Genomic DNA, 13,672 nt, shown 5'->3' with positions numbered 1-13,672 from the left:
TAATGCGACCATTATCACCATATTATTCAATAAGTTACTGCAATAACCCAATTAACAACCAAGTTGTTGCTTCAGGTAGTCAGCAACATGGTCTAGTTTTAGCATCTGTTTTTCGTCACTGCGGCGATGTTTATATTCTACTTCGCCATTATCGAGATTACGGTCACCAATAACGATAGTGTGTGGTATACCGATAAGCTCCATATCGGCAAACATCACGCCTGGGCGTTCTTTACGATCATCAAAAATAACATCAATGCCGCTAGCGCGTAGATCAGCATACAGTTTCTCTGCCACTTCTTTAACTCGGTATGACTTGTGCATATTCATTGGCAAAATAGCAACTTGGAATGGTGCAATGGTATCAGGCCAGATGATACCGCGGTCATCGTGATTTTGTTCAATCGCTGCGGCGACAATTCGAGTAACACCAATACCATAACAGCCCATAGTGACTATCTGATTGTGGCCGTCTTCGCTTTGAACAGTCGCTTTCATGGCATCGGAATATTTGGTGCCAAGTTGGAAGATATGGCCGACTTCAATACCACGTTTGATAAGCAATATCCCTTTACCATCCGGGCTGGCATCACCTTCAACAACATTACGGATATCAGCAACTTCTGGTAGCGGCAGATCACGCTCCCAGTTGATACCGAAATAATGTTTGTCATCAATATTAGCACCTGCGCCAAAGTCACTCATCACCGCCACACTGCGGTCGATAATAACAGGTATCGGCAGATTGACAGGCCCCAATGAACCTGGGCCTGCACCAACAATTGAACGAATCTCTTCCTCGGTAGCAAAAGTCAGTGGGCTGGCAACTAAAGATAATTTCTCTGCTTTGATTTCATTAAGTTCATGGTCGCCCCGAACCAGTAAGGCAATCAATTTATGATCCGCGCCTTCTGCTGCATGAACCATCAGGGTTTTAACCGTTTTCTCAATTGGCAGATTGAATTGCTCAACCAGTTCAGCAATTGTTTTTGCGTTTGGAGTATCTACCAGATGTATCTCTTCTGTTGGTGCTGCGCGATTATAAGCAGGGGCAACAGCTTCGGCTAATTCAATATTAGCTGCGTAATTGGATTCAGTTGAGAAAACGATATCATCTTCTCCACTGGCCGCCAGAACCTGAAATTCATGGGAAGCACTACCACCGATGGAACCGGTATCTGCCAGGACAGCACGAAAATCCAAACCTATGCGGGTAAAAATTTTGCTGTAGGCTTCATACATGTTGTCGTAAGTTTCTTGTAATGATGCTTGGGTAGCGTGGAAAGAGTAAGCATCTTTCATTAGGAATTCACGGGAGCGCATCACGCCAAAACGAGGGCGAACTTCATCGCGAAATTTAGTTTGAATCTGGAATAATGTCAGTGGTAATTGCTTATATGAGCTGACTTCATTGCGGATCAGATCAGTGATGACCTCTTCATGAGTTGGACCTAGTACAAAAGGACGATCACCTCGGTCAACAAAACGTAATAACTCTGGACCGTATTGTTCCCAGCGGCCGCTTTCTTGCCATAGATCTGCGGGCTGTACGACGGGCATAGATATTTCGATCGCTCCGGTATTGTTCATCTCTTCACGAACAATTTTTTCAACTTTTTTGAGTACACGGATACCTGTAGGCATCCAATTATACAAACCTGAAGCGAGTTTACGGATCATGCCCGCACGCAGCATCAGCTTATGGCTGACAACCTCCGCGTCGGCAGGAGTCTCTTTTAATGTAGAGAGCAGATATTGGCTAGTACGCATTGTTAGGTTCCATTAGAGCAGCAAATTGCTTCTGACTGGCAGAAATTTGCCAGCCAATAAAAAACGAAAATAAGCCTTTAGTCTACCAGCGAGTTTAAGATGCCAAAAGGGTATATGCTGATTTTTAATGGGGATCTATGGAGACCACTTCGGTTAATGTGCCACAGATTCTCCAGCGTACATTAAAATCCAGTAAATGAGCCGCATATTCCCGATTTTCCTGTTTTCCTTTCCGGTAAGCAGGACGAGGATCTTGGGCCAAAACTTGACTGATAAAACGACGTAAGTTCGGATAAATATTTTGAACTGGGATGAGTTGTTGTTCAGCGGCAGGTGAAAATATTACTTCCATATCAGTAGCGGGGGCTTGCTGTGCAAAACCTGCCACTGCATGTGGCTGACATTCAGCAAAAGGTAAATAAGGCTTAATATCAATAACAGGCGTACCATCAACTAAATCCAGGCTACCCAGTTCCAAAGTAATTTGACCTTTCTTGTATTCGATCCCTTTAAGTTCAATTAGAGACATACCAATTGGATTAGGTCGAAAAGTCGAACGAGTTGCGAATACGCCCATTTTTGCATTGCCGCCTAAACGAGGTGGACGTACCATTGGCTTCCAGCCGCCTTCTATTGTTTGATGGAAGATAAAAATAACCCACAGATGACTAAATTGTTCCAGACCACGAACTACATCCGCTTGATTATAGGGGGGAAGAAGTACCAGCTTCCCACCACCATCTTCAATAAGCCCTGGTTGGCGGGGAACGGCAAATTTTTCTTTATAAGGGGAGTGGATAACCCCTATCTGTGTGAAATGGAAATCGGTCATTGGGCGATAAGCAGGGCTGAGCCTTCACATATTGCTACCTGGTAACATCCTTGGCCTGATAATATTTCGCATTGATGCAATAAAACAGCGTTAGCATCCAAATAAGCGGCTTTGGTTATCATCTGGTTGCGAGCTACTGTGATATTCGCTGGTGGATCTTGTAAGGAACTGCGACATGATTGACCAGAAACAATCCCTAAATCTTTAAATGAAGCACCTAATAATTCTTCACTTTTGGTATATAACTTTACGGATGAAGAGGAATGTTTTTTTTCGCTAGTTGATAGTTTTGTGAGTCTCATATCTGATAACTGGGAAGAGTCAGGAAATGTTGTTTGTTGCATTGAACATCCTGTTATGGACAGTACTAACAAAGAGGCAAGTAGCCTATGCATTATAGATCCTCGAATTTTTACGGTTAGAGTTAAGCGAGTAGATCAGGTTAACAAAAAATATCGAAAACATGATGCCATAATAAATCAGGCGGACAATTTGTCCGCCTGATTATTCTAATATCAATGAGCGTAATATGAAAGATTACCAGCCTTTCACTGCACCACCATTAAAGATCTTATTGGCAGCTTCATCAACTTCGTCGGATTGATATGCCTTAACGAATTTCTTAACGTTTTCAGCATCTTTATTATCTTCTCGACTGACCAGTAAGTTTACATATGGAGAATCTTTATCTTCAACAAATAAGCCATCTTTTGCTGGAGTCAGGCCAATCTGACTTGCATATGTCGTATTGATGATTGCCAGAGCAATTTTTTGATCATCCAGTGAACGTGGTAATTGTGGAGCTTCCAGTTCGACTAATTTTAAATTTTTAGGATTTTCAACAACGTCCAGAACTGTTGGTAATAAACCTATGCCATCTTTCAGTTTAATTAGACCTTGTTTCTGCAACAGTAATAAAGAACGGCCTAAGTTCGTTGGATCGTTTGGTAACGCAATTTGGGAACCGTCCTGCAATTCATCCAGAGATTTAATTTTTTTGGAATAACCTGCAATTGGATAAACAAAAGAATTGCCAACTATGACCATCTTATAACCGCGATCTTTGATTTGCTGATCCATATAGGGTTTGTGCTGGTACGCATTCAGATCAATATCACCTTTACTCAGAGCTTCGTTTGGTAATACAAAATCATTAAAGGTCACCAATTCTACATCCAGACCATATTTATCTTTAGCGACTTTTTTCGCAATTTCAGCAACTTCCTGCTCTGCACCTACGATAACGCCGACTTTAATATGGTTTGGATCTTGTTTCTCTTGCCCACAACCCGCCAAAATTAATGAACCTAAAAGAGCGCTGATAGTTGCGATTGTTTTTAATTTAACAGACATACTTTACCCCTATAGAATACTGATTTATTAGCACCGAACAGGTACTGCTATTAAAATAATCTTGTTATTTATGTGTTGTGGCCTTGACTAAACGGTCACCACTCAATTGAATTAAATAAACTAAAATAACCAGTAACACTAATACGGTATTCATTACTGTTGCATTATAGCCGATATAACCGTATTGGTAGCCAATTTGGCCTAATCCGCCTGCACCTACAGCACCTCCCATTGCAGAATAACCGACTAAAGTTATGAGGGTAATTGTGGCTGCATTGAGCAAACCAGGTAATGCTTCAGGTAACAGAATTTTCTTTACAATCTGGAATGGGGTTGCTCCCATTGCTCTGGCAGCTTCAATTAGTCCTGATGGAATTTCTAATAAAGCATTTTCCACCATACGAGCAATAAATGGCGCAGCACCTATGGTTAATGGGACAATGGCAGCTTGTAAACCAATCGATGTCCCCACAATTAATCTGGTAAAAGGAATCATCCACACCAGTAAAATAATAAATGGGATAGAGCGGAAAATATTAACTACCGCTGAAAGAAAACGATAGAGTTTACTATTTTCCATAATTTGACCGGGACGAGTGACATATAATAATACACCTACCGGCAGCCCGATAATGAAGCCAAAGAATCCAGAAACAAAAGTCATTACTAGAGTTTCCCAGACGCCTTTAGCCAGTAATAAAATCATTCCTTCAGACATAACCGAGAACCTCTACTTTCACATGATGATCTTGTAAAAACTTAATCGTTGATTCAACGCCGCCATTTTCACCGTGTAATTCAGCTAACATCACACCAAATTTTACGCCACCGGCATAGTCGATTTGAGAACTTAATATATTCATATCAATATCAAAACGACGTACCGCCATTGAAATCAATGGGGCATCTACAGACTGACCGGTGAACTCTAATTTCAATAATGGACTAAGATCTGGTGCTGGGTGGCTTTGCATTTTTTGTACATAATCTTCAGGGATATCCAGATGCAAAGTTGACTGAATGAATGCCTGAGCGATAGGTGTCTTGGGATGAGAGAACACTTCACTAACAATGTCTTGCTCAATCAATTGCCCACCACTGATAACGGCTACCTGATCACAAATACGCTTAACGACATCCATTTCATGTGTAATCAACAGAATGGTTAATCCCAGACGGCGATTAATATCTTTCAATAATTCTAGAATAGAACGTGTTGTTGCAGGATCTAGGGCACTGGTTGCTTCATCACATAAAAGGACCTTAGGTGAATTAGCTAAAGCACGTGCAATAGCAACACGTTGCTTCTGTCCACCAGAGAGATTTGCTGGATAAGCATCATGCTTATCTGCAAGACCAACAAGCTCCAATAACTCGTCTACTCGCTTTTTGATTTCAGCCTTTGGAATGTTATCCAGTTCCAAAGGTAAAGCTATGTTGCCGAACACTGTTCTTGAAGACAGCAAATTGAAGTGTTGGAAAATCATGCCAATGCGACGACGTGCACGAGTTAAATCACTATCAGATAAGATAGTTAAATCCTGTCCGTCAACTAGTACTTGCCCGGAAGTTGGACGCTCAAGCATATTTACACAGCGAATTAGTGTACTTTTACCTGCGCCGGATGAGCCAATAACACCGTAAATTTGTCCTTGCGGAACATGCAGGCTGATATCTGAAAGCGCGTTGATAGAACGGGCACCCTGCTGGAATATTTTATTGATATGAGAAAGTTTTATCATTTTTATTCTTATTTGTTTTTATAAAAATTTTGAAAATTGATAGCTTGAATATTTTTGAGAAAACAAACCACCCGTTGAATCGGATGTTAAGGTGTCTAGACGTCTAAGTCAACTGTGAATAACTTAATCGCTGCATTCTCATTCATGGCTAAATCGTGCGATACTGAGGGCTTCTTACATTCTTGGAGCAATCGGGTGACACAAGGTATTCCTGCCGTATTTTTAGATCGTGACGGAACAATAAATATCGATCATGGTTATGTACATGAAATAGATGATTTTCAATTTATTGATGGTGTTATTGAAGCCATGATTGAATTGAAAAAGATGGGGTATGCACTGATATTAGTTACAAACCAGTCAGGTATTGCCCGTGGCATTTTCGATGAAGAGCAGTTTTTGCAACTGACGGAATGGATGGATTGGTCGCTGGCAGACCGTGGTGTGGATTTGGATGGCATCTATTATTGTCCTCATCACACAGATGCAACTGAAGAGCAGTATAAGAAGAGTTGTGACTGCCGTAAACCACAGCCGGGTATGTTGCTGGACGCACAGAAAGAGCTTGGTATTGATATGACAGCTTCTTTTATGGTTGGTGACAAGCTGGAAGATATGCAAGCGGCAACGTTGGCGGAAGTGGGAACTAAAGTGTTAGTTCGTACAGGTAAACCAATTACTGATGAGGCTGAACAAACGGCTGATTTAGTAATAGATAGCCTTGTAGACTTACCTAAAGCGATTAAAGGCATCAGAAAATAGGTTTTTTTGTTCTTTATATCACCGTGTTGTTGAAAAAATCTCCGAATGGAATTTTTTTTTCAATAAACGCTTGCCAGCGTCAAAGAACTCCCTATAATGCGCCACCACTGACCGACACAACGCTGATAAACGTTGTCAGGCCAGGCAGAGAGAAGTCAATAAGCGCTTGACTCTGCGGGCGAACAGCGTAATATACGCAGCCCGGCTGACCGAGAATGTTAAATTTTATGTCAGCCTGCTCTTTAACAATTAATCAGACAATCTGTGTGGGCACTCACAAGACCGTATCACAAAAAAATACGTTTTAAAGTCTTGAAGAGTGAACAACAGTTAATTCATTACGAACTAACAGTCAGTTTCTTTGAGCATCAAGCTTTCAATTGAAGAGTTTGATCATGGCTCAGATTGAACGCTGGCGGCAGGCCTAACACATGCAAGTCGAGCGGTAACAGAAAAGCGCTTGCGCTTTTGCTGACGAGCGGCGGACGGGTGAGTAATGTCTGGGGATCTGCCCGAGGGCGGGGGATAACCACTGGAAACGGTGGCTAATACCGCATAATGTCGCGAGACCAAAGTGGGGGACCTGAAAGGGCCTCACGCCGTCGGATGAACCCAGATGGGATTAGCTAGTAGGTAGGGTAAAGGCCTACCTAGGCGACGATCCCTAGCTGGTCTGAGAGGATGACCAGCCACACTGGGACTGAGACACGGCCCAGACTCCTACGGGAGGCAGCAGTGGGGAATATTGCACAATGGGCGCAAGCCTGATGCAGCCATGCCGCGTGTATGAAGAAGGCCTTCGGGTTGTAAAGTACTTTCAGCGGGGAGGAAGGGTTCAGCTTGAACAGAGTTGAATTTTGACGTTACCCGCAGAAGAAGCACCGGCTAACTCCGTGCCAGCAGCCGCGGTAATACGGAGGGTGCAAGCGTTAATCGGAATGACTGGGCGTAAAGCGCACGCAGGCGGTCAATTAAGTTAGATGTGAAATCCCCGGGCTCAACCTGGGAATGGCATCTAAGACTGGTTGGCTGGAGTCTCGTAGAGGGGGGTAGAATTCCATGTGTAGCGGTGAAATGCGTAGAGATGTGGAGGAATACCGGTGGCGAAGGCGGCCCCCTGGACGAAGACTGACGCTCAGGTGCGAAAGCGTGGGGAGCAAACAGGATTAGATACCCTGGTAGTCCACGCTGTAAACGATGTCGATTTGGAGGTTGTGGCCTTGAGCTGTGGCTTCCGAAGCTAACGCGTTAAATCGACCGCCTGGGGAGTACGGCCGCAAGGTTAAAACTCAAATGAATTGACGGGGGCCCGCACAAGCGGTGGAGCATGTGGTTTAATTCGATGCAACGCGAAGAACCTTACCTACTCTTGACATCCAGAGAAGACCTCAGAGATGAGGTTGCGCCTTCGGGAGCTCTGAGACAGGTGCTGCATGGCTGTCGTCAGCTCGTGTTGTGAAATGTTGGGTTAAGTCCCGCAACGAGCGCAACCCTTATCCTTTGTTGCCAGCGCGTAATGGCGGGAACTCAAAGGAGACTGCCGGTGATAAACCGGAGGAAGGTGGGGATGACGTCAAGTCATCATGGCCCTGACGAGTAGGGCTACACACGTGCTACAATGGCGGATACAAAGTGAAGCGACCTCGCGAGAGCAAGCGGAACACACAAAGTCTGTCGTAGTCCGGATTGGAGTCTGCAACTCGACTCCATGAAGTCGGAATCGCTAGTAATCGTAGATCAGCATGCTACGGTGAATACGTTCCCGGGCCTTGTACACACCGCCCGTCACACCATGGGAGTGGGTTGCAAAAGAAGTCGGTAGCTTAACCGCAAGGGGGGCGCTGACCACTTTGTGGCTCATGACTGGGGTGAAGTCGTAACAAGGTAACCGTAGGGGAACCTGCGGTTGGATCACCTCCTTACCTGAGATGCGTTGAGTGCAGTGCTCACACAGATTGTCTGATGAAAGAAGAGAATGACGTTATCGCGATAGGCTTGTAGCTCAGGTGGTTAGAGCGCACCCCTGATAAGGGTGAGGTCGGTGGTTCAAGTCCACTCAGGCCTACCAAACGCTTTTCCTCTTTGCCATTTTAAACGCTGCATTACTCATGTGCTTGCGCACACTGCGTGATTCGCGTTGAAACTGGCGGTGATGAAAAGGTTTGGGTAACACCATGTGATAGCGGAAGATTCTGTATGGGGCTATAGCTCAGCTGGGAGAGCGCCTGCCTTGCACGCAGGAGGTCAGCGGTTCGATCCCGCTTAGCTCCACCATACTAAAAGTCATTCAGAGTATATTGGCGACAGTATGCTGTGAATTATTTTGCTCTTTAACAATCTGGAACAAGCTGAAAAATTGAAACACTCGATAATATCGCTGAGGTATTATTGACGAGTCTCTCAAGCTGCAGCAGTCCGAGACAGTTTCGGGTTGTGAGGTTAAGCGACTAAGCGTACACGGTGGATGCCTAGGCAGTCAGAGGCGATGAAGGACGCGCTAATCTGCGAAAAGCGTCGGTAAGCTGATATGAAGCGATATGAGCCGGCGATGTCCGAATGGGGAAACCCAGTGCAATGCGTTGCACTATCATTAACTGAATCCATAGGTTAATGAGGCGAACCGGGGGAACTGAAACATCTCAGTACCCCGAGGAAAAGAAATCAACCGAGATTCCCCCAGTAGCGGCGAGCGAACGGGGAGGAGCCCAGAACCTGCATCAGCCACAGCATCAGAGGAACGGTCTGGAAAGGCCGGCGAGAGAGGGTGACAGCCCCGTACTCGAAGATGGCGTGGTTGTGAGTTCGACGAGTAAGGCGGGACACGAGAAATCCTGTCTGAAGAAGGGGGGACCATCCTCCAAGGCTAAATACTCCTGACTGACCGATAGTGAACCAGTACCGTGAGGGAAAGGCGAAAAGAACCCCGGCGAGGGGAGTGAAAGAGAACCTGAAACCGTGTACGTACAAGCAGTGGGAGCCCCACCACCAAAGCGTTTCGCTTTGCGTGGCGCACAAAATGCGTAACGACATCACTGATGCGCGGTTGGCGGAGCGACAGCGACGCCCAACACAATCATCAAGCAGTGGAGCGTTTTGGGGTGGGGTGACTGCGTACCTTTTGTATAATGGGTCAGCGACTTATATTCTGTAGCAAGGTTAACCGCATAGGGGAGCCGCAGGGAAACCGAGTCTTAACTGGGCGAAATGAGTTGCAGGGTATAGACCCGAAACCCGGTGAGCTAGCCATGGGCAGGTTGAAGGTTGGGTAACACTAACTGGAGGACCGAACCGACTAATGTTGAAAAATTAGCGGATGACTTGTGGCTGGGGGTGAAAGGCCAATCAAACCGGGAGATAGCTGGTTCTCCCCGAAAGCTATTTAGGTAGCGCCTCGTGAGTTCATCTTCGGGGGTAGAGCACTGTTTCGGCTAGGGGGCCATCCCGGCTTACCAACCCGATGCAAACTGCGAATACCGAAGAATGTCATCACGGGAGACACACGGCGGGTGCTAACGTCCGTCGTGAAGAGGGAAACAACCCAGACCGCCAGCTAAGGTCCCGAAGTCATGGTTAAGTGGGAAACGATGTGGGAAGGCCCAGACAGCCAGGATGTTGGCTTAGAAGCAGCCATCATTGAAAGAAAGCGTAATAGCTCACTGGTCGAGTCGGCCTGCGCGGAAGATGTAACGGGGCTAAACCATGCGCCGAAGCTGCGGCATTCAGAGGACAGATTTCAGAAGACAGAGGACGGAATGATGTCATATGGATTCGAGCAATTGGACGTGTTTAAGAAAGCTTATCGAATTTCGTTAGAAATTCATCAGGTGAGTTTGACATTTCCTCAGTACGAACAATATGGATTAGCGGACCAGGTCGGGCGGGCAAGTAAGGGCATTTGCGTCCAACCTTGCCGAGGGCTTTGGTAAGCAGCATTATTCCAAACCCGAGTTCAGGCGTTTCATTAGTATAGCCTTAGGCAGTGCCGATGAGATGCGTGTATGGTTAAGATATTGTCTGGATTTGGGCTATATCAATCGGGTTCAGTGGCAGGAATGGCGCGATGGACTATGAAGAGATAGCGAAAATGCTGACTGGACTGGGGCGGCGTCTGTAAGCTGTATTCTGACGTCTGTTCTCTGAATGGGTAGGGGAGCGTTCTGTAAGCCGGTGAAGGCGGCGCCGTGAGGCCTGCTGGAGGTATCAGAAGTGCGAATGCTGACATAAGTAACGATAAAGCGGGTGAAAAACCCGCTCGCCGGAAGACCAAGGGTTCCTGTCCAACGTTAATCGGGGCAGGGTGAGTCGACCCCTAAGGCGAGGCCGAACGGCGTAGCTGATGGGAAACAGGTTAATATTCCTGTACTGAATGTGACTGCGAAGGGGGGACGGAGAAGGCTAGGCCATCCGGGCGACGGTCGTCCCGGTTTAAGCGTGTAGGTGGGAGGAGCAGGCAAATCCGCTCTTCTTTTAACACTGAGGCGTGATGACGAGCCGCTACGGCGGTGAAGTGGTTGATGCCCGGCTTCCAGGAAAAGCCTCTAAGCATCAGGTGACATTGAATCGTACCCCAAACCGACACAGGTGGTCAGGTAGAGAATACTCAGGCGCTTGAGAGAACTCGGGTGAAGGAACTAGGCAAAATGGTGCCGTAACTTCGGGAGAAGGCACGCTGGCGTTAGGTGAAGGGGTTTGCCCCCGGAGCCGAAGCCAGTCGCAGAGACCAGCTGGCTGCAACTGTTTATTAAAAACACAGCACTGTGCCAACACGTAAGTGGACGTATACGGTGTGACGCCTGCCCGGTGCTGGAAGGTTAATTGATGGGGTTAGCCGCAAGGCGACGCTCTTGATCGAAGCCCCAGTAAACGGCGGCCGTAACTATAACGGTCCTAAGGTAGCGAAATTCCTTGTCGGGTAAGTTCCGACCTGCACGAATGGCGTAATGATGGCCAGGCTGTCTCCACCCGAGACTCAGTGAAATTGAACTCGCTGTGAAGATGCAGTGTTCCCGCGGCAAGACGGAAAGACCCCGTGAACCTTTACTATAGCTTGACACTGAACATGGAGCCTTGATGTGTAGGATAGGTGGGAGGCTTGGAAGTGCGGACGCCAGTCTGCATGGAGCCATCCTTGAAATACCACCCTTGAATGCTCGATGTTCTCACTTAGGCCCGTCATCCGGGCTGAGGACAGTGTCTGGCGGGTAGTTTGACTGGGGCGGTCTCCTCCCAAAGCGTAACGGAGGAGCACGAAGGTTGGCTAATCACGGTCGGACATCGTGAGGTTAGTGCAAAGGCATAAGCCAGCTTAACTGCGAGAGTGACGGCTCGAGCAGGTACGAAAGTAGGTCTTAGTGATCCGGTGGTTCTGAATGGAAGGGCCATCGCTCAACGGATAAAAGGTACTCCGGGGATAACAGGCTGATACCGCCCAAGAGTTCATATCGACGGCGGTGTTTGGCACCTCGATGTCGGCTCATCACATCCTGGGGCTGAAGTAGGTCCCAAGGGTATGGCTGTTCGCCATTTAAAGTGGTACGCGAGCTGGGTTTAGAACGTCGTGAGACAGTTCGGTCCCTATCTGCCGTGGGCGCAGGAAGATTGAAAGGGGCTGCTCCTAGTACGAGAGGACCGGAGTGGACGCACCGCTGGTGTACGGGTTGTCATGCCAATGGCATAGCCCGGTAGCTAAGTGCGGGAGAGATAACCGCTGAAAGCATCTAAGCGGGAAACTTGCCTTGAGATGAGTCTTCCCTTGACTTGAGGTCACGGAAGGAACGTTTAAGACGAAGACGTGGATAGGCTGGGTGTGTAAGTGCAGCGATGCATTGAGCTGACCAGTACTAATGAACCGAGAGGCTTAACCTTACAACGCCGAAGGTGTTTTGGTGTCAGAAGACAGCGGACAGCGGTCAGAAGACGGAAGAGAGATGAATTTCAGCTTGTTCAGAGATTGAACCGGGCGGTTGTGGAGAAGCAACGGCCGGGATAAAACGGAATATGCCTGGCGGCGATAGCGCGGCGGTCCCACCTGACCCCATGCCGAACTCAGCAGTGAAACGCCGTAGCGCCGATGGTAGTGTGGGGTCTCCCCATGTGAGAGTAGGGAACTGCCAGGCTTTAACTTTAGCTTTATGTGATGGAAACAGTGACATAAGGCACAATGGTAGAGAGTAGGACAACTCCGTCGGGAACGGAGTTGAACGTCGCGAGCAGCGACGGCCCGAAGGGCAAACGGCAGGAAAGCCGTTTGTAAACTGCCAGGCTTTAAATACAGTAGAAACCCTCAGCGAGAGCTGGGGGTTTTGCGTTTATAAAATATTACTTTATTACATATATTTACTTTGTGGTTTCATATAGTAAGTGTAATATAATTATGCTGTGATTAAATAAATTTTCATCCCTTTAAATAATTTGTTAAATGTTTTGCATCCCTCGTTTTTACGGGGTTTATGACTGAATTTATTTTTCGGCTAGAGATTTTATTAAATTTATTCTTTTTAGAAAGTTCTGATTAGTTTATTTATATTCTCATTTACCCCTTTCTTTTATAGTTGTATAGGAATTAGCAAGTTCAACTTTCTTCTCTAATTTTTCACTGATAATTTCATGGCGTGTAAATTCTGAACTGTTATCGAAAATTATTCTTAATTCTTTGTTTTGTTGGTATTGTATATAGTATTTTACGTTCAGCTTAATATTAATAATATATTTTCTATCTTTTCCAACTTATCGTACCATTTTTCTGGTTGTTATTTATTTAATCTGTTTAAGGATTTTATCTGATGGTTATTCCCATTAGACTTGTAGAAGTGAGTAGAAATATTTTAAGTTTAACAAGTTATTATGTTTTTTTGAGGAATAAATACCATCTTTAAATGGTATTACGCTGATGTTTTTTTGATTAATCTTATAAATATATTTTACTCCACTGGTTTTGTGATTTTATAAGTGAAACTTAGAGAAGGAGTTATCTACGAAACTTTAAATAAGATATTCCGACCAGAAAAATAATATTTTTAAATAGAACATTCTAGGATTGTAATTCAATCAATTTTTTGTTGAAAAATAGTATATTAATAGGATTAGTTGTTTTATTTTTTTATCTCCAGAAGCTGAATCTGAATTTGCATACTTTTGAATATTACTATTATTTAAATAAATTTAAGATTTATTAAATAAAAATTCGATAGTAAAAAAATCTCCCGAAATTATT

7 protein-coding genes, 2 tRNA genes and 3 rRNA genes are annotated in these 13,672 nt (G+C 45.5%); 6 read left to right on the top strand and 6 right to left on the bottom strand.

Features of this window, described 5'->3' with window-relative positions:
* Positions 1–51 precede the first annotated feature (51 nt).
* From proS to metN, 6 genes are all read right to left on the bottom strand, one after another.
* On the bottom strand, positions 52–1,770 hold the full coding sequence (gene proS, locus TI10_RS12500; protein ID WP_049583662.1) for a proline--tRNA ligase: 1,719 nt from the start codon (positions 1,768–1,770) through the stop codon (positions 52–54).
* 124 nt (positions 1,771–1,894) lie between these two features.
* The gene (gene tsaA, locus TI10_RS12495; RefSeq protein ID WP_049583661.1) at positions 1,895–2,602 is read right to left on the bottom strand and encodes a tRNA (N6-threonylcarbamoyladenosine(37)-N6)-methyltransferase TrmO; all 708 of its coding nucleotides are present in this window, start codon (positions 2,600–2,602) and stop codon (positions 1,895–1,897) included.
* Positions 2,599–2,946 carry an Rcs stress response system protein RcsF gene (gene rcsF, locus TI10_RS12490; RefSeq protein ID WP_254773899.1) on the bottom strand — a complete coding sequence of 116 codons (348 nt, stop codon included), beginning with the start codon at positions 2,944–2,946 and terminating at the stop codon, positions 2,599–2,601. Before rcsF ends, tsaA begins: the two co-directional genes overlap by 4 nt.
* Before the next feature lie 193 nt (positions 2,947–3,139).
* Positions 3,140–3,955: a MetQ/NlpA family lipoprotein gene (locus tag TI10_RS12485; protein WP_049583659.1), complete on the bottom strand. Its 816-nt coding sequence runs from the start codon at positions 3,953–3,955 to the stop codon at positions 3,140–3,142.
* Positions 3,956–4,019: 64 nt separating this feature from the next.
* Positions 4,020–4,673 carry a methionine ABC transporter permease MetI gene (locus tag TI10_RS12480; protein ID WP_049583657.1) on the bottom strand — a complete coding sequence of 218 codons (654 nt, stop codon included), beginning with the start codon at positions 4,671–4,673 and terminating at the stop codon, positions 4,020–4,022.
* Complete coding sequence (gene metN / locus TI10_RS12475) at positions 4,666–5,697, bottom strand: methionine ABC transporter ATP-binding protein MetN (RefSeq protein WP_036781210.1); 1,032 nt, start codon at positions 5,695–5,697, stop codon at positions 4,666–4,668. The genes TI10_RS12480 and metN overlap by 8 nt, the downstream gene beginning before the upstream one ends.
* Positions 5,698–5,892: 195 nt before the next feature.
* Between metN and gmhB the strand changes: the two genes are divergently transcribed.
* From gmhB to rrf, 6 genes are all read left to right on the top strand, one after another.
* Entirely contained in the window at positions 5,893–6,459 is a 567-nt protein-coding gene (gmhB, locus tag TI10_RS12470) for a D-glycero-beta-D-manno-heptose 1,7-bisphosphate 7-phosphatase (RefSeq protein ID WP_049583656.1), read from the top strand.
* Positions 6,460–6,836: 377 nt separating this feature from the next.
* A 16S ribosomal RNA gene (locus tag TI10_RS12465) occupies positions 6,837–8,381 on the top strand.
* A gap of 69 nt (positions 8,382–8,450) precedes the next feature.
* A tRNA-Ile gene (locus TI10_RS12460) sits at positions 8,451–8,527 on the top strand.
* Positions 8,528–8,657: 130 nt separating this feature from the next.
* A tRNA-Ala gene (locus TI10_RS12455) sits at positions 8,658–8,733 on the top strand.
* Positions 8,734–8,896: 163 nt separating this feature from the next.
* Positions 8,897–12,324: ribosomal RNA gene (locus tag TI10_RS12450) — 23S ribosomal RNA — on the top strand.
* Between the two features lie 135 nt (positions 12,325–12,459).
* Positions 12,460–12,575 (top strand): 5S ribosomal RNA (gene rrf / locus TI10_RS12445).
* Together the 16S, 23S and 5S rRNA genes with 2 tRNA genes alongside form the textbook arrangement of a ribosomal RNA operon.
* Positions 12,576–13,672: the final 1,097 nt, after the last annotated feature.

The sequence above is a fragment of the Photorhabdus luminescens subsp. luminescens genome (assembly GCF_001083805.1).
GTDB lineage: Bacteria > Pseudomonadota > Gammaproteobacteria > Enterobacterales > Enterobacteriaceae > Photorhabdus > Photorhabdus luminescens.
The sequence above is the reverse complement of the archived record's forward strand: the minus strand, read 5'-3'. Positions and strand labels throughout refer to the sequence as shown.